Here is a 16,475-nt window from a genome sequence, read left to right as displayed (position 1 = left end):
CGAGGGAGGGCCGGGGGAGTGCGCGAGGTCGACATGTGCCTCGGGGCGCGGATCCGGCGGGTCGCCGCCCGCGTCCCGGAGCGTGTCGGGTGACCTTCGACCGGAAAGCGGGCGCGGCATGGTGCGTGCGGCCCAAGGCGCCGGGACGTCCTCGGACGGGGTCTCGCCTGCTCGAACGGAGTCGAGAGCTTGGGGAAGGCGCCACGAGGGCATTACGGCGGGGCCGGAGGCGTGCGTACGGGGCGTGGCCGCCCGGTCGGAGGTCACCCGACAGGCTCTCAGACGCGGGTGGCGGCCGATCGGCCCAGCAGCACCCACAGCAGGAAGGGACCGCCGAGGACGGTGGTCACCACGCCGACCGGGAGTTCGGTGCCGGAGAAGGCGATGCGCCCCACGGTGTCGGCGGCCACCACCATCACCGCTCCGGTCAGCATGGACCCGATCAACGGCACTCTGAGCGGACCGGCGAGCCGCGCGGCGATGATGGGGGAGGCCAGCGCGACGAAGGCCACCGGCCCGCACACGCCCACCGCGAGACCGGCCAGGGCCACGGCGAGCAGCATGCACACCAGCCTGACCCGGTCCGGGCGGATGCCCACGGAGGCGGCCGTCGCGTCGTCGAAGCGCAGCACGGACAGGTGTCGGGCCATGGCGAGGGCCGCGGGAACGAGCACGGCGAGCCCGATCAGCACGGGCACCGCGACGGAGTAGCCGCGCCCGTTGAGGCTCCCGGAGGTCCACACGTAGAGGGAACCGGCCGAGCTGAGGGACCGCCGGGACAGCACCACCTGAGTGACGGCGGAGGCCAGCGCCGACATGGCGAGGCCGACCACGAGCACGCGGTAGCCGCGCTGCCCCAGCCCGCCGGAGACGGTCGTCACGACGACGACGGCGGCGAGGGCACCGAGGGGCCCGGCCCACCAGGCGCCGAAGGTGCCGGTGGCGCTGAGGGTCACGGACAGCAGGACGGCCGCGGTGGCACCGTCGTTGACGCCGAGGAGCTCGGGGGTGGCGAGCCGGTTGCGGGCCAGTGTCTGGGTCAGACAGCCGGCCAGTCCCAGGGCCGCTCCGGCCGTCAGCCCGGCGACGATCCGGCCGAGCCGGAACTTCTGCACGAGCAGCACGTCGAAGCGGTCGCCCTGGCCGAACACGGCACGGAACGTACGGCCCACACCCATGTCGCTCTGGCCCGCGTACGCCGAGAACACCACGGCCGCCACCGCCAGCGCGGCGAGCGCCAGCACGGCGAGGGCCGGGCGGCGGTGCACCAGCAGCGAGAACGGACCGCGCCGCAGCACGGCCGTCCCCGCGGAGAGCGCCTCGGTCGCCGCCGCCGGCCCGTCCTGCGCCGTCGTCCCGGTGGTGTCCGCCGGCCCGGTCGTGGTGGTGCCCGCCGTCCCGTTCGCCTCGTGGCCCGGACGGCGGCGCGGCAGAACTTTCGCCAGACGGGTGAGGAGCGGTGTCCGGCCCCGTCCGGGCGGGGCGGTGCCGGCGGCCGGTTCGGTCATGCCCATGGCCGCCAGCTGCCGCGAGCGCACGATGCCGATGAGGACCGGTGCACCGATGAGCGCCACGATCACCGACACCGGTGCCTCGAAGGGGCGCGACACCACCCGGGCCACCACGTCCGCGATCGTCAGCACCGCGGCGCCGATGAGCCCGGCCAGGACCAGCCGCGCCGCCGCCCGGGTACCGGCCAGGGCGCGGGCCACGAATCCGGAGAGGAGCCCGAGGAAGGAGATGGGGCCGGCCAGCGCGACGGCCGCGGCGGTGAGGAGGGTCACGGCCACCGCCACCGTCGTGCGGATGACCGACGGCCGGTGGCCGAGGCTGCGGGCGAGGTCGTCGCCGAGCGCGAGCGCCGACAGCGGGCGGGTCACCAGCAGCGCGACCACGAATCCGACGACGAGCACGGGCAGCAGGCGGGACAGTTCGCCGAAGCCCTCCGTCCCCGCGAGGGAGCCCAGCACCCAGAACCGGAACCGGTCGTAGGTCTCGGCGGAGTTGACCACGACGACGCTGGTGAGCCCGCCGAAGGTCGCGCCCAGCGCGGAGCCGGCGAGCACCAGCCGCATGGGGGAGCCGCCGCGACCCCGCCCGGCGATGAGCAGGACCAGCCCGCTGGCGGTCACGGCGCCGACGAACGCGCACACCAGATAGGCGTAGCCGGAATCGAGGCCCAGCAGCCCGATCCCGGCGACCACGCCCAGCGAGGCACCCGCGTTGACGCCCAGCAGCCCGGTCTCGGCCAGCGGGTTGCGGGTGACGGCCTGGAGCAGGCTTCCGGCGACGCCGAGTGCGGCGCCCACCAGAACGGCGGTGAGCGTACGGGGCAGTCGCAGATCGCCGATGACCAGGGCGAGCCGGCTGTCCGCCCGGGCGCCGTGACGATTCAGCAGGTAGTCCAGCGCCCCGCCCGCGCCGACCTCGCCCGCGCCGACGCACAGCGAGACGCCGCAGAGCAGCACCACGACGGCCGCGAACCCGGCGACGACCAGCCAGGTACGGCGGCGGGACGGTTCGGCCGAAGGGCGGCGCCCCGGTGCGGTTTCGGCCACGGCGGCGGGGGCTTCGTCGGCCTCGACCGTCAACGTCCCTGTGTTCTCGCGCACTTGGCCGTGGGGCCTTCGGGCATCGGAATCCCACATCTGCATGAAGTGAGGTTAGCCTAACCATAGGCGGGCGGGGTTGCCCCGTCGCCACCGAGCCGCGGGTGGCTGTCGACCGAGATTAAATAAGGTTAGGCTTACCTTATGAATTGGGGGTCAGGCATGTCCGACGTCAAATCCGACGATTCCGCGTCCACGACCGCACCGACGGTCCGGGACCGCTACGAACTCCTCGGCGGGGGCGGCCTCCTGGCGGACCGCCGAGCCCTGGTCACCGGGGCGGGGCAGGGCATCGGCGCCGCCGTCGCCCGCGCGCTCGCCGCCCAGGGGGCCCATGTGGCGGCGACCGACCGGCGTCTCGAGGGCGTCGGGGTGCTCGCCGCCGAACACGCCGGGTCCGCCGCGCTCGCGGGATCCACCGCGACGGCCGACGCGTCGAAGCAGGCGGGTTTCATCACGCCGTACGCCATGGACGTCACCGACGCCGCGGCCGTGCGCGACGTGGTGGACACGGCCACCACCCGGCACGGCCCGCTCGACATCCTGGTCAACGTGGCCGGGATCCTGCGCCCGGGCCCGGCGGCCGAACTGTCCGACCAGGACTGGGCGGACACCTTCGCCGTGAACACCACGGGCGTCTTCCACACGGCCCGCGCCGTCGCCCCCGGCATGGTGGCCCGAGGCGGTGGCAGCATCGTCACCGTCGGCTCCAACGCCGCCGGCGTGCCCCGGGTCCATCTCGGCGCCTACGCCGCCTCCAAGGCCGCCGCCGCGATGTACACCAAGTGCCTCGGCCTGGAACTGGCCCGCAGCGGCGTCCGCTGCAACGTGGTCGCGCCCGGATCCACCGACACGGCCATGCAGCGCGCGCTGTGGCAGGACCCGGACGCCCCGGCACGGGTCCTGGACGGCGATCCGGCGGTCTACCGCACGGGCATCCCGCTCGGCAGGATCGCCGAACCGTCCGACATCGCCGACGCGGTCCTCTTCCTCGTGTCGGACCTGGCCCGCCACATCACCATGCAGGAGCTCTACGTGGACGGCGGCGCCACCCTCCGCTGACCGGGACGGCCGCCGCAGCGGTCGCCACCGATCCGTCCGTACCCCGTGCACCCCGCCCCTTCCCCGCACACACTCCCCGCTCACCCGCACCGCACGCCCGCGCCCACCGCCGGACGTGCGAGAAACGGAGCCACCGTGTCGACGGCACCCCAGGTCGCCGCACCCCGTACCACCGCCGAGCCGGACCACCCCGCCGTGGGCGTGGCCACCGGCCTGCTCAACTCCTTCGTCCCGGGCGCCCGGTTCCTCGGCACCCCGACACGCACGCTCCTCGGCGAGGGAGTGCACGGCGAGGTGCCGCACGACGAACGTCCCCTGCCCCTGCGGGTGGCCGCCACCCTCGCAGCGGCCCGCGTCGCCGGACACGCCGCCCCCGTCGTCATGGGCGCCATACCCTTCGACCAGGACGCCCCCGCCGCGCTCGCCGTGCCGGACGTGCTGCACACCGCGCCCCCGTTGACCGCCGACCCACTCGTCGCCCTGCCCGCCGACCCGCCCTCCCCGGCCGACGCCAGCGACCTGACGGTCCGCCAGGAGCCGGCGCCCGAGGAGTACGGAGCGTCCGTGGCCGCCGCCGTCGAGCGCATGTGGAAGGGCGAGTTCAGCAAGGTCGTCCTCGCCCGCACCCTCCGGCTCGACGCCGCCCGTCCGTTCGACCTCCCGGCGATGCTCCAGCGGCTGGCCCGCCGCGACCCCTCCGGCTACACCTTCGCCCTGCCCACCGGCCCCGACCGCACCCTGCTCGGGGCCAGCCCCGAACTTCTGGTCTCCCGACACGGCACCCGCGTGGTCGCCAACCCGCTCGCCGGATCCGTACCGCGCAGCGACGACCTCGCCGAGGACGTCCGGCGCGCCGCGGCCCTCCTGGAGTCGGCCAAGGACCTCCATGAGCACGCGGTCGTCGTCAACGCGGTGCAGGAGACCCTCGCCCCCCACTGCACCGGCCTCACCGTGCCCGCCAAGCCGACCCTGGTCCGCACCGCGACCATGTGGCACCTGTCCACCACCGTCACCGGCACCCTGCGCTCCCCGGACACCACCGCCCTCGAACTGGGCTGCGCGCTGCACCCGACCCCCGCCGTCTGCGGCACCCCCACCGACACCGCCCGACGGGTCATCCGGGAGAGCGAACCCTTCGACCGCGGCTTCTTCACCGGCATGGTCGGCTGGGGCGACGCCGACGGCGACGGCGAATGGGTCGTCACCATCCGCTGCGCCGAGGCCGGACCGACCTCGCTGCGCCTGTACGCGGGCGCCGGGGTGGTGGCCGCCTCCGAGCCCGAGGCGGAGACCGCCGAGACCGCCGCCAAGTTCCGCACCTTCCTCGGCGCCGTGGGGGCCCGGCTGTGACCGCGACGACGACCCCGGCCCAGGACCCGACGCCGGCCGCGGCCGGGACGGCCGTTCAGGACCCGACCCCGACCTGGCCCGCCGCGTTCGCCGAGCGCTACCGGGCCGCGGGGTACTGGCGCGGCGAGACCTTCGGCACCATGCTCCGCGAGCGGGCCGCCGCCCACCCCGACCGCGTCGCGGTCGTCGACCCGGGCGGCGACGCCGACCGTCGCTGGACCTACGCCGAACTCGACGCCCGCGCCGACCGGCTGGCCGCCGGGCTGCTGGCCCGGGGCATCGCCAAGGGTGACCGGGTGGTGGTGCAACTCCCCAACATCGCCGAGTTCTTCGAAGTGGTCTTCGCCCTCTTCCGGATCGGCGCGCTGCCCGTCTTCGCGCTCCCCGCGCACCGGGAGGCCGAGATCCGCTACTTCTGCGAGTTCACCGAGGCCGCCGCCTATGTGATCGCCGGAGTGCACGGCGGCTACGACTACCGCGAGCTGGCCGGTGCCGTCCGCGCCGAAGTCCCCACCCTGCGGCACGTGTTCGTGGCCGGACCGGACGCGGGCGCGTTCGAGGCGCTGGACGCGGTGCACGCCGAGCCCGTCGACGTCGACGGCCCCGACCCCGGCGATCTGGCCTTCCTGCAGCTCTCCGGCGGCAGCACCGGCATCCCCAAGCTGATCCCGCGCACCCACGACGACTACATCTACTCGCTGCGCGGCTCCAACGAGATCTGCGCGGTGGACGAACACAGCGTCTACCTGTGCGCGCTGCCCGCCGCCCACAACTTCCCGCTCTCCTCGCCGGGCACGCTCGGCGCGCTGTACGCGGGGGCCCGGGTCGTGCTCTGCCCGCAGCCCAGCCCCGAGGCGGCGTTCCCCCTGATCGAACGGGAACGGGTCACCATCACCGGCCTCGTCCCGCCGCTGGCCCTGGTCTGGACCGAAGCCGCCCCCGGCACCGCGTACGACCTGAGTAGTCTGGACGTCCTGCTGGTCGGCGGCGCCAAGTTCAGCGAGCAGGCCGCCCGCCGGGTCCGTCCCGCCCTCGGCTGCACGCTCCAGCAGGTCTTCGGCATGGCGGAGGGGCTGGTCAACTACACCCGCCTCGACGACCCCGCGGAGACCGTCGTCACCACCCAGGGACTGCCCATCTCCCCGGACGACGAGATCCGTGTCGTCGACGACGCCGACGACGACGTGCCCCCGGGTGAATCCGGGCATCTGCTGACCCGTGGGCCGTACACCATCCGCGGTTACTGGCGCGCACCCCAGCACAACGCCCGCGCGTTCACCGAGGACGGCTTCTACCGAACCGGCGACATCGTCCGCCGCACCACGACCGGACACCTGATCGTCGAGGGCCGGGCCAAGGACCAGATCAACCGGGGCGGCGAGAAGATCGCTGCCGAGGAGGTCGAGAACCACATCCTCGCCCACCCCGCCGTGCACGATGCCAACGTGGTCGGCGAACCGGACCCCTACCTCGGTGAACGCAGTCTCGCCTACGTCATCCTGCGGGACGGCGCCGGACCGCTGAAGCCCGTGGAGATCAAGCGTTTCGTACGCGGCCGGGGTCTGGCCGGCTACAAGGTGCCCGACCGGGTCGAGTTCGTGACCGCGTTTCCGCAGACGGGCGTCGGCAAGATCTCCAAGAAGGATCTCCGGGCCGCCGCCGTGCGGAGCGAGCCCACCTCGCCAGAGGACCCCGGTCCGGCAGCACCCGCCGGACCGGCACCCACCGGCCCCGAAGACGCCGACCACCGGCGCCCCGCCCCCGCACAGGACTGAACGGACACCCCCATGGCCCTGCCCGAGATCACCTCCTACCCCATGCCGGACGCGGCCGACCTGCCCGCGAACCGGGTCGACTGGAAGGTCGACCCGGCCCGCGCGGTCCTGCTCGTGCACGACCTGCAGAACTACTTCCTCTCCGCCTACGACGAGAGCACGGACCTGATCCCGAGACTCCTGGCGAACGTCGCCGCCCTGCGGGCGCGCGCCCGGGACCTGGGCGTCTCCGTCCTCTACACCGCCCAGCCCGGCGGGCAGACCCCGCAGCAGCGTGGTCTGCAGCAGGACTTCTGGGGACCCGGCCTGCCCGCCGACCCGGCGGCCGGGGCGATCGCCGACGCCGTCGCGCCAGGCCCGGACGACACCGTCGTGACCAAGTGGAAGTACAGCGGGTTCGCCCGCACCGATCTGGCCGACCGGCTGGCCGGGCTCGGCCGCGACCAGATCGTCGTCACGGGCGTCTACGCCCACATCGGTGTGCTGATGACCGCCTGCGACGCGTGGATGCGGGACATCGAGGCGTTCGTCGTGGCCGACGCCGTGGCGGACTTCTCCGCCGAGGAACACGCCATGGCCCTGAAGTGGGCCGCCGGGCGGTGCGCCGTCGTCACCACCACCGACACCGTCCTGGAAGGGATCTGAGTATCGTGGCACTCACCCTGGAAGAGATGCGCAACGACATCGCCGACGTCCTCGGCGAGTCCGTCGACGACATCCCCGACGACGAGAACCTCGTCGACTACGGCCTCGACTCCGTCCGGCTGATGACTCTGGTCGGTCGGTGGCGCGAGGCCCACGGGGCCGACATAGCCGTCGCGGACCTCGCCGAGCGCCCCGCAGTCGAGGAGTGGGCCGTGCTGCTGAAGGTCACCGCCTGACCCGGCGACGGAGGACGGCCCGGGCCCGGGGCACGCGGTGAGGATCCCGGTACCGCGCCCGCGGGCCCCGGGCCGTCCCCGCGGGCTGCCCGTGCCGGCCTGCCGGCGGACCCATCGAAGTGATGGAACGTCAGCCGGGCGTCACGGCATAGCCGTCGGCCGTCCAGCCGCCGTCGCTGACCATCACCTGACCCGTGATGTTCGCGGAGACCCCGGACGACAGGAACAGTGCGAGGTGGGCGATGTCCTCCGGGCGGCCGAGGCGGCCACGCGGGGTGCGGCGGCGCAGCGCCTCCGTGTCCAGCCGCCCGTCCTCGGCGAGCCTGGCCACCAGATCGGTCTCGACGTATCCGGGCGCGAGCGCGTTGACGCGGATGCCGTACGGGGCCCACTCCACGGCCAGGACCTTGGTGAGGGCGGCGACGCCCGCCTTGGTGGCGCAGTAGGCCGCGCGCTCGGGCCCCGCGGTCACCCCGTACATCGACGAGGTGGTCAGGACGACACCCCCCTCGCCCTCGCGCATGACGCGGGCGGCGGCCCGCGCGCAGACGAAGACACCGGTGAGGTTCACGTCCAACGCCGTGTTCCAGCGGTCGAGTTCGACATCGAGGGAGGGGGCGTTCGCGGACACGCCGGCATTGGCGACCAGCACGGACAGTCCTCCCGTCCGGGCCGTGAAACCGGCGAGCGCCTCCGTCACGGCGTCCTCGTCACTCACCGGGGCCGTGGCCGTCGCGATCACCTGGTCGGGCCGTCCCGCCTCCAATCCGGGCCGGATCCGTTCCAGTTCGTCGCCGTCGATGTCCAGCATCAGCACATGGCACCCCGCGCGCGCATACGCCTCGGCCATCGCCAGGCCCAGGCCGCGCGCGGCGCCGGTGACGCACACCGACCTGCCGCGCAGGTCGGGGTAGATCGCCGCTCGTGTCGTCATCTTCTCGTCCGTTCCGTTCCTGCTCGCGCGTTTCCCCCGGTGTGTGCCCGGCCTGATCAGGCCATGTGCATGCCGCCGTTGACGTGGATGACCTCGCCCTGCACGAAGCTCGCGGCGGGAGAGCACAGGAAGGTGACGACGGAGGCCACCTCCTCCGGCCTGCCCAGACGGCCCAGGGGCGTGGTGGCGAGCGCGGTGTCGCCGCGGTCGGCCACGTAGTCGCGGGTCATGGAGGTCTCGATGATCCCGGGCGACACCATGTTGATCCGTGCCCGGGAGCCGAGTTCCCAGGCGAGGCTGCGGGAGAAGGCGAGCAGCGCGCCCTTCGTCGCCGCGTAGTGGGCGTGCCTGACGCTGCCGCGGTGACCGGCCATGGACGTCAGATTGACGATGCTGCCGCCCTCGTCGAGGTGGGGCAGGACGGCGCGGGTGAGGTAGAAGACACCGTTCAGGTTGACCGAGATGACGGTGTTCCACTGCTCGTCGGTCATGTCGGCGACCGCCTGCTCGGGGTAGATCCCGGCGGCCGGTACGAGGAAGTCGACCGAGCCGAACGCCTCGACCGCGGCGGCGACGAACGCGTTGTTGCTCTCCGGCGATGCCGCGTCGAGCACCCGGGTGATCACGCTCCCGCCGGTCGGGTCGAGCGTCGCGGCGAATTCCTCCAGCACGGCGGCGTTCAGATCGCCCAGCACCAGGTTGGCGCCCAGGGCGTGGAACTGACGGGCCACCTCGCGGGCGATGCCGCCGCCCGCTCCCGACAGGAGGAGGGTCCGGCCCTCGAAGGGGCGGGCGTCAGTCGGCCGGGCGCGCCGCGTCTCCTCGGACGTTCCTCGCGTTCCCTGCGCCTGCTGCGTCTGCTGTGTGGTCGGTGTCATGGTCGTCCTCGTTGAACAGTTCGGGGTGTTGGGCCAGTTCCAGCCGGGTGCGGCGGAGGTGGCCGGTGAGAAATCGTTCGGCGTCGACGGTGTCGCGTCGTTTGATCGCCTCGATGATCAGGCGGTGCTCGGCGTGGATCAGCTCCCAGCCGCTGTCGCCCGCGAGCCGGGTGAAGGCGCGTCGGTAGTGCTGGGTGGTGTTCCAGAACCGGTCGACCATGTCGGTGATCTGGGCGACGCGGCAGCCGGCGTAGGTGAGCAGGTGCAGCTCGCGGTCGAGGGCCAGGAAGCGGTCCACGTCGGTGGTGAGCTCGATCTGCCGTGCGATCGCCTCCAGCTCGGTGACCTGCTCGGCGGAGAGGTTCGGGATGCTCTCGCTCAGGGCGAGCGGTTCCAGGCGTTCGCGGATCTTGTAGACGCCCTCGCACTCCGCCATGTCCATCCGGGAGACCCAGGCGCCGCTGTTGGACTTGACCACGGTCAGGCCCTCGGCCGCCAGTATCCGCAGTGCCTCGCGCACCGGCAGCCGACTGGCGCCGAGCTGCGCGGCGACCTGCTCCTGCATGATCCTCGCTCCGGGGCGCAGCTCACCGCTCAGGATGGCGGCACGCAGGTGGTCCGCGACGCGCTGGCTCGCGACGGCGGCGGCGCTGGACCCGGACGAACCGGCGCCCGGCGTGCGGGATCCGGTGGACGGCTTCCGTGACATGGCTCTCCCTGGTGCGGTGCGGCGACGAGGCACGGCGCGGCGGTGCGACGGCGTGTTCAGACCGAAGGCTGCCACAGCCGTACCGCGGCACCCGATCCGTACCGCTTCCCGCCGGGGCGGGCGTATGGCGGGCCGATGTGTTCCGGGTCGGCCGGGCCGGAGAGCGCCTGCCCCTGGTCGGCCACCGAATGGATCCATTTGCTTGCCATGGGTCTCACACTGCGTCGCCGTGAGGGGCCTAGTCAATGGAAATGTCGGAAAATTGAACGTAACGTTCCAGTAACGGGTATTGGTTATGGATCCATTCGCTGCGAAAGTGCTCACCGAATCACACAGGAGAGTGCTCATGCCCACACACCGGAAACTGGCCCCCGCGTCCCCCTGGACCGAGGTGACGGCGACCAAGAAGGACTGGCACGGCGCGGATCCGCGGCTGCTGACCTCGATGTTCACCCAGACCCTGCTGATCAGGGTCTTCGAGGAGTACGTCCTCGACCTCGCGGGACAGGGCCTGGTGCACGGCCCGGCGCACTCCAGCATCGGCCAGGAGGGCGGCGCCGTCGGCTCCGTGCTCCCGCTGACCGGCGCCGACTTCGTCGGCGGCTCGCACCGCGGCCACCACCAGTTCCTCGCGAAGGCGCTGGGGTACGTCGCACCCGGCGGCATCGACCTGCGCGGTCCCGTCGACGAGGAGGTGCGCACCGTCCTGCTCCGCAGCCTGGCGGAGATCTGCGGGCTGGCCAGGGGCTTCTGCCGGGGCCGGGGCGGATCCATGCATCTGCAGTGGGCCGAGGCCGGGGCGATGGGCACCAACGCCATCGTCGGTGGCGGCGTGCCGCAGGCCGCCGGGTTCGCCTGGTCGGCGCGGCAGGCCGGCACCGACGCGGTCTCGGTGACCTACTTCGGGGACGGCGCGGTCAACATCGGCTCGGTGCTGGAGACGATGAACCTCGCCGCGGCCTGGAAGCTCCCGGTCTGCTTCTTCATCGAGAACAACAAGTACGCCGTCTCCACCCACGTGGACGAGGCGACGGCGGAGCCCCGGCTCTCGGCGCGCGGTCTGGGCTTCAACATCCCCAGCTGGCGCGTGGACGGCATGGACCCGCTCGCCGTGTACCTGGCCATGAGCGAGGCCGTGGATCACATGCGGGCGGGCAACGGTCCCACCGTCGTCGAGGCCGAGGTCTACCGGTTCTTCCACCAGAACGGCCCGTTCCCCGGCAGCGCCTTCGGCTACCGGACCAAGGACGAGGAGAAGGAGTGGCGGTCCCGCGACCCGCTGGCCCTCGTCTCCCGGCAGCTCGTCGAGAACGGGATCCTCGGCGCCGACGAGATCGAGAAGTGCACCGCGCGCGCCAAGGCGCTCATGGCCGCCGTGGGCGACGAACTGCTGGAGTCCGACCCCGACGGCAAGCCGGGCAGCCGCCGCATCAAGCCCTCCGAATGGCCCGACCCGTCCTTCCGCGACGTCGGGATACGCGGCGACCTCGGTGAGTTCGACGGGGTGCGCCTCGCCGACACCGACACCTTCGACGGACGCCTGGAACAACGGAAGTTCATCGACGTCGTGGCCGAGGTGATGAGCCACCGCATGGCCGAGGACGACTCCGTCGTCGTCATGGGCGAGGACGTGCACCGCCTCAAGGGCGGTACCAACGGCGCCACCAAGGGCCTGGCCGAAGCCCACCCGGACCGGGTCCTGGGCACGCCCATCAGCGAGAACGCCTTCGCCGGCCTCGCCGGGGGCATCGCCCTCGACGGCCGTTACAAGCCCGTGGTCGAGTTCATGTACGCCGACTTCATGTGGGTCGCGGCCGACCAGATCTTCAACCAGATCGGCAAGGCCCGGCACATGTTCGGCGGCGACGGGCAGGGGACCGGGGTACCGCTCGTCCTGCGCAGCAAGGTCGCCATGGGCACCGGGTACGGATCCCAGCACTCCATGGACCCGGCGGGCGTCTTCGCCACCGCCCCCGGCTGGCGGATCGTCGCGCCGTCCACGCCCTTCGACTACGTCGGCCTGATGAACAGCGCGCTGACCTGCAAGGACCCGGTCGTCGTCCTGGAACACACCGACCTGTACAACACGGTGGGCCAGGGTCCGGTCGACGACTTCGACTACTGCCTGCCCGTGGGCAAGGCGGCCGTGCGCCGCACCGGATCCAAGATCACCGTCGTCACGTACCTGGCGATGACCAACTACGTCCTGGAGGCCGTCGAACAGCTGGGCCTGGACGCGGAGGTCATCGACCTGCGCTGGCTGGACCGCGCCAGCCTGGACTGGGAAACCCTGGGCGACAGCATCCGCAAGACCAACAACGTGCTCATCGCCGAACAGGGCCCCGTCGGCACCTCCTACGGAGGCTGGCTGGCCGACGAGATCCAGCGGCGCTGGTTCGACTGGCTCGACCAGCCCGTCCAGCGCGTCCACGCCGGCGAGTCCTCGCCCAGCATCAGCAAGGTGCTGGAGCGGGCCGCCATCGCGCGGACCGAAGAGGTCGTGGCCGCGCTCCAGCGGGTCACCGAGAACTGACCCTCCCCGTACGACACGACACCCAGGAGGGTTGATCATGGCTGAACTGTTCCGAATGCCCGCGGTGGCCGCCGACTCGCCGACGGCGGTGCTGTCCGCCTGGCTGGTGGCCGAGGGCGCGGCGTTCACGAAGGACGACGCGCTGGTCTCCATCGAGACGGACAAGGCGGAGGTGGACGTCTCCGCCGAGCGTGACGGAGTGCTGCTCAAGGCGCTCTACGAGGCCGGCGTGGAGATCGAGGTCGGCGACCCGATCGCCGTGCTCGGCGCCGTCGGCGAACAGGCCGACGACCTCGACGCGCTGCTCGCGGGACTGGGCGTCGCTGTCGCGGCGCCCGGCGAGGCCCCGGAGGCGGTCCGCCGCGACGTGCCGGAGGAACCGGCTCCCGCATCCCCGGCGCCGACCGCCTCCCCGGCTCCGCGGCCCACCGCCGCAGCGGCGGACGAGCCCGAGCGCGGCGGACGCGTCTTCAGCAGCCCGCTGGCCCGCAGGCTGGCCCGGGAGGCCGGGCTGGACTTCACGGTCCTCACCGGGACCGGCCCCGGCGGCCGCGTCGTGCGGCGGGACGTCGAGGCCGCCGTCGCCGCCCGCAGCACCCCCCGGGCGGTGTCGCAGGCCCCGGTCCCGGCCGCCGCGCAGCCGACGGCTCCGGCCGAACCCGTCAGCACCACCGATACCACTGATACCGTCGCCACCACCGGCACCGGCGACCACGAGGACATCCCGCACAGCCGGATGCGCCGGGCCATCGCCAGGCGCCTGACCGAGAGCAAGCAGCACACCCCGCACTTCTACCTGCGGGCGACCTGCGCCGTGGACGAACTCCTCGCCCTGCGGCAGCGGATCAACGCCGTCAGCCCGGTCAAGGTCTCGGTCAACGACCTGCTGATCAAGGCCGTCGCCACGGCGCACACCCAGGTGCCGGAGATGAACGCGATCTGGACGCCGGACGCCGTCCGCCGCTTCCGCACCGTCGACGTGTCGATCGCCGTCGCCACCGAGACGGGACTGGTGACCCCGGTGCTGCGCGGCATCGAGAACCTGTCGGTCTCCACGATCGCCGCCCGCACCCGCGCGTACGCGGAACAGGCGCGCTCCGGGGCGCTGCGCCCCGCCGACCTCGAAGGCGGCTCGATCACCGTGTCGAACCTCGGCATGCACGGGGTCGAAGAGTTCGCCGCCATCATCAACCCGCCGCAGGCCGCGATCTTGGCGGTCGGCGCGGCACGCGACGAGGCGGTGGTCCGCGACGGCGCGGTCACCGTGGCCAAGGTGCTCGGCGTGGTCCTGTCCGTGGACCACCGTCCGGTGGACGGCGCCGTGGCGGCACGCTGGCTCGCGGCCTTCACCGAGGCCGTGGAGAACCCGGTCCGGCTCCTCGTCTGAAACCTTCCCGGCCGCCGTGGGCCCGCCCGTGACGGCATCGCCCCACGGGCCGCCCGCGGCCCCATCGCCCCATGGGCGGCCCGTCGGCCCCGCTGCCACGGGCCGCCCCTCTCCCGGCCCCGTCGCCACGGGCCCCGGCCCCGCTCACCTCGGCCGCAGCCCGCGCCCGTAGGCTGCCAGAGCTACCCAAAAGGACACCGATGTCTTTGATCCGCGGATCCCGCACCCCAGACGCGGCCACACCATCCGAGACCCCGAGCGACGCGCTCGGCGAGCTGGACCGCCGCAACTTGCGGCGGCTGATGCCGCTGCTGCTGGCCGCCTACATCATGTCGTTCCTCGACCGGACCAACATCGGTCTCGCCAAGGAGCGCCTGGAGGTCGACCTCGGCATCTCCGCCGCGGCCTACGGGCTGGGCGCCGGGCTGTTCTTCCTCACCTACGCGGCGTCCGAGGTGCCCAGCAACCTGATCATGCACCGGGTGGGCGCCCGCTGGTGGATCACCCGGATCATGCTGACCTGGGGCATCATCTCGGCATGCATGGCCTTCGTGCAGGGCGAGAAGTCCTTCTACGCCATGCGGCTGCTCCTCGGCGCGGCAGAGGCCGGGCTGCTGCCGGGCATCCTGCTCTACTTCACGTACTGGTTCCGCTCCGAGACCCGCGGCCGGGCCATCGGCCTGCTCCTGCTGGGCGCCTCCATCGCCAGCGTCGTCGGCAACCCCCTGGGCGGACTGCTCATGGAGATGGACGGCATCGGCGGCTGGCACGGCTGGCAGTGGATGTTCGTGATCGAGGGCGTTCCCTGCGTCTTCCTGGCGTTCGTGGTCTTCCGGTTCCTGCCCGACGGCCCGGCCAAGGCGCCGTGGCTGACGGCCGAGGAGGCCCGGCTGGTCCAGGACGCGGTCACCCGCGAGCAGAACGAGGGCGCCAAGGCGGCCGGCAACGAGTCCGGCTTCCTGCTGACCGTGCTGCGCGACAAGCAGATGCTGCTGGCCATCTTCGCCAACTGGACGCACCAGGTCGCCCTGTACTCCGTGGTCTACTTCCTGCCCGGCATCATCGGCGGCTGGGGCCACCTCTCGCCCTTCACCATCGGCCTGCTCACCGGGCTGCCCTGGCTCACCGCGGCCGTCGGCGCCATCTTCGTGCCGCCCCGTGCGACCACGCCCCGGCGCTCGCGCAACTTCGTGGTCGTCGGCCTGCTGATGATGTTCACCGGGCTCGTCGTCGCCGCGGTCGCGGGCCCCGTGATCGCCCTGCTCGGCTTCTGCTTCACCGGCCTGGCGTTCTTCGTCGTGCAGCCCCTGCTGTTCAACTTCCCCGCCACCCGGCTCGCGGGCAAGACCCTCGCGGGCGGCCTGGCGCTGCTCAACACCATCGGCATCACCGGTGGCTTCGTCGGCCCTTACATCATGGGCTACGCCGAGGACGCCACCGGCAACCACCTGTCCGGACTGTGGGTGTCCGTCGTGCTGCTGGCCCTCGGGGCCCTGGCGGCCACACGGCTGCGTTTCTCCCCGAAGTCCTGAGAGACCGGCTTCCCCCGAAGTCCTGAGAGACGGGCTTCACCCGAAGCCCTGAGCGGACGGCTGTGTCCGGCCACGACAAGGCACGGACACAGCCGTTCGTGGACTCGGGCCGCCGCGCGCAACGGTCCGGCCGGGCGGGGTGCGGCGCCACGCCCGGTCTCAGCCCTCTTCCTCTTCCCCTCCCGGGCGCAGGAACCAACGGCGTGCCGCCTCGGCCACCTCTTCCAGGGCTCCGGGTTCCTCGAAGAGATGCGTCGCCCCCGGGACCACGTGGATCCGGTGCGGAGCGCGCAGCCGTCCGGCCGCCTCCTCGTTCAACCGCAGCACCTCCTGGTCGGCGCCGCCCACGATCAGCAGCACCGGGGCGCGCACCCGGTCCAGGGCCTCCTCGGCCATGTCGGGGCGGCCCCCGCGGGAGACGACCGACCGGACGTGCCCCGGCCGCTCCGCCGCCGCCAGCAGGGCGGCCGCCGCCCCGGTGCTCGCCCCGAAGAGACCCAGCGGCAGTCCCGCCGAGTCCGGCCGGGCCGCGAGCCAGTCCACCGCCGCCACCACCCGCCGGCCGAGCAGCCCGATGTCGAACCGGTACTGCCCGGTCACCACGTCCTCCCGCTCCTCCCGGACGGTCAGCAGGTCCAGGAGCAGTGTGCCCAGCCCCGCCTCCCGCAGATACGCGGCCACCGCCCTGTTGCGCGGGCTGTGGCGCGAGCTGCCGCTGCCGTGGGCGAAGAGCACCACACCTCCCGCCCCCGGCCCGAGCGCCAGGTCACCGGCGATCACCGATCCGTCGACGGGTACGGAAACAGCCTCCGAGGCCACCATCGT

14 protein-coding genes are annotated in these 16,475 nt (G+C 72.8%); 8 read left to right on the top strand and 6 right to left on the bottom strand.

The genetic code is table 11. From position 1 onward, the window contains the following. Nucleotides 1–278 precede the first annotated feature (278 nt). Nucleotides 279–2,648: a Fe(3+)-hydroxamate ABC transporter permease FhuB gene (gene fhuB / locus AMK22_RS01090; protein ID WP_079185876.1), complete on the bottom strand. Its 2,370-nt coding sequence runs from the start codon at nt 2,646–2,648 to the stop codon at nt 279–281. Nucleotides 2,649–2,771: 123 nt separating this feature from the next. Here fhuB and AMK22_RS01085 point away from each other — a divergent pair, with 123 nt between their 5' ends. The 5 genes from AMK22_RS01085 to AMK22_RS01065 all read left to right on the top strand — a co-directional run bounded on the left by AMK22_RS01085 (nt 2,772) and on the right by AMK22_RS01065 (nt 7,677). Beyond that, complete coding sequence (locus AMK22_RS01085; RefSeq protein WP_079185850.1) at nt 2,772–3,671, top strand: 2,3-dihydro-2,3-dihydroxybenzoate dehydrogenase; 900 nt, start codon at nt 2,772–2,774, stop codon at nt 3,669–3,671. Nucleotides 3,672–3,806: 135 nt separating this feature from the next. Further along, nucleotides 3,807–5,021 carry an isochorismate synthase gene (locus tag AMK22_RS01080; protein WP_073781274.1) on the top strand — a complete coding sequence of 405 codons (1,215 nt, stop codon included), beginning with the start codon at nt 3,807–3,809 and terminating at the stop codon, nt 5,019–5,021. Next, nucleotides 5,018–6,796, top strand: coding sequence for a (2,3-dihydroxybenzoyl)adenylate synthase (locus AMK22_RS01075; protein WP_079185849.1), 1,779 nt, complete (start codon nt 5,018–5,020; stop codon nt 6,794–6,796). Before AMK22_RS01080 ends, AMK22_RS01075 begins: the two co-directional genes overlap by 4 nt. A 12-nt stretch (nt 6,797–6,808) precedes the next feature. Beyond that, a complete protein-coding gene (locus tag AMK22_RS01070) occupies nt 6,809–7,441 on the top strand; it encodes an isochorismatase family protein (protein WP_073781273.1) in 633 nt (210 codons plus the stop codon). A gap of 5 nt (nt 7,442–7,446) precedes the next feature. Further along, a complete protein-coding gene (locus AMK22_RS01065) occupies nt 7,447–7,677 on the top strand; it encodes a phosphopantetheine-binding protein (RefSeq protein WP_073781272.1) in 231 nt (76 codons plus the stop codon). Between the two features lie 130 nt (nt 7,678–7,807). On the opposite strand, the gene AMK22_RS01060 is transcribed toward AMK22_RS01065, so the two are convergent. From AMK22_RS01060 to AMK22_RS39375, 4 genes are read right to left on the bottom strand one after another with little or no spacing between them, the layout of a single operon-like run. After that, complete coding sequence (locus AMK22_RS01060; protein WP_073781271.1) at nt 7,808–8,611, bottom strand: SDR family NAD(P)-dependent oxidoreductase; 804 nt, start codon at nt 8,609–8,611, stop codon at nt 7,808–7,810. A gap of 56 nt (nt 8,612–8,667) precedes the next feature. Then, nucleotides 8,668–9,489, bottom strand: a complete 822-nt coding sequence (locus AMK22_RS01055) for an SDR family NAD(P)-dependent oxidoreductase (protein WP_079185848.1) — start codon at nt 9,487–9,489, stop codon at nt 8,668–8,670. Continuing rightward, the gene (locus tag AMK22_RS01050) at nt 9,407–10,198 is read right to left on the bottom strand and encodes a GntR family transcriptional regulator (protein WP_073781270.1); all 792 of its coding nucleotides are present in this window, start codon (nt 10,196–10,198) and stop codon (nt 9,407–9,409) included. The genes AMK22_RS01055 and AMK22_RS01050 overlap by 83 nt, the downstream gene beginning before the upstream one ends. 56 nt (nt 10,199–10,254) lie before the next feature. Next, nucleotides 10,255–10,407: a hypothetical protein gene (locus AMK22_RS39375; RefSeq protein ID WP_158072019.1), complete on the bottom strand. Its 153-nt coding sequence runs from the start codon at nt 10,405–10,407 to the stop codon at nt 10,255–10,257. Nucleotides 10,408–10,544: 137 nt separating this feature from the next. Here AMK22_RS39375 and AMK22_RS01045 point away from each other — a divergent pair, with 137 nt between their 5' ends. From AMK22_RS01045 to AMK22_RS01035, 3 genes are all read left to right on the top strand, one after another. Continuing rightward, nucleotides 10,545–12,731: an alpha-ketoacid dehydrogenase subunit alpha/beta gene (locus AMK22_RS01045; protein WP_073781269.1), complete on the top strand. Its 2,187-nt coding sequence runs from the start codon at nt 10,545–10,547 to the stop codon at nt 12,729–12,731. Between the two features lie 37 nt (nt 12,732–12,768). Further along, entirely contained in the window at nt 12,769–14,118 is a 1,350-nt protein-coding gene (locus AMK22_RS01040) for a 2-oxo acid dehydrogenase subunit E2 (RefSeq protein ID WP_073781268.1), read from the top strand. Nucleotides 14,119–14,318: 200 nt separating this feature from the next. Further along, a complete protein-coding gene (locus AMK22_RS01035; RefSeq protein ID WP_079185847.1) occupies nt 14,319–15,650 on the top strand; it encodes an MFS transporter in 1,332 nt (443 codons plus the stop codon). Between the two features lie 159 nt (nt 15,651–15,809). Here the strand turns inward: AMK22_RS01035 and AMK22_RS01030 are convergent, their stop codons facing one another. Next, a complete protein-coding gene (locus AMK22_RS01030) occupies nt 15,810–16,472 on the bottom strand; it encodes a dienelactone hydrolase family protein (protein WP_107430442.1) in 663 nt (220 codons plus the stop codon). Between the last annotated feature and the right edge of the window lie 3 nt (nt 16,473–16,475).

Origin of the sequence: Streptomyces sp. CB01580 (assembly GCF_001905795.1) — a bacterium.
GTDB lineage: Bacteria > Actinomycetota > Actinomycetes > Streptomycetales > Streptomycetaceae > Streptomyces.
The sequence above is the reverse complement of the archived record's forward strand: the minus strand, read 5'-3'. Positions and strand labels throughout refer to the sequence as shown.

Bases quoted from the DNA above. Each gene is read 5' to 3' on its own strand.
- fhuB (WP_079185876.1), bottom strand. From the start codon at position 2,648: ATGTGGGATTCCGATGCCCGAAGGCCCCACGGCCAAGTGCGCGAGAAC.
- AMK22_RS01085 (WP_079185850.1), top strand. From the start codon at position 2,772: ATGTCCGACGTCAAATCCGACGATTCCGCGTCCACGACCGCACCGACG.
- AMK22_RS01070 (WP_073781273.1), top strand. From the start codon at position 6,809: ATGGCCCTGCCCGAGATCACCTCCTACCCCATGCCGGACGCGGCCGAC.
- AMK22_RS01060 (WP_073781271.1), bottom strand. From the start codon at position 8,611: ATGACGACACGAGCGGCGATCTACCCCGACCTGCGCGGCAGGTCGGTG.
- AMK22_RS01055 (WP_079185848.1), bottom strand. From the start codon at position 9,489: ATGACACCGACCACACAGCAGACGCAGCAGGCGCAGGGAACGCGAGGA.
- AMK22_RS01050 (WP_073781270.1), bottom strand. From the start codon at position 10,198: ATGTCACGGAAGCCGTCCACCGGATCCCGCACGCCGGGCGCCGGTTCG.
- AMK22_RS39375 (WP_158072019.1), bottom strand. From the start codon at position 10,407: ATGGCAAGCAAATGGATCCATTCGGTGGCCGACCAGGGGCAGGCGCTC.
- AMK22_RS01045 (WP_073781269.1), top strand. From the start codon at position 10,545: ATGCCCACACACCGGAAACTGGCCCCCGCGTCCCCCTGGACCGAGGTG.
- AMK22_RS01040 (WP_073781268.1), top strand. From the start codon at position 12,769: ATGGCTGAACTGTTCCGAATGCCCGCGGTGGCCGCCGACTCGCCGACG.
- AMK22_RS01035 (WP_079185847.1), top strand. From the start codon at position 14,319: ATGTCTTTGATCCGCGGATCCCGCACCCCAGACGCGGCCACACCATCC.
- AMK22_RS01030 (WP_107430442.1), bottom strand. From the start codon at position 16,472: ATGGTGGCCTCGGAGGCTGTTTCCGTACCCGTCGACGGATCGGTGATC.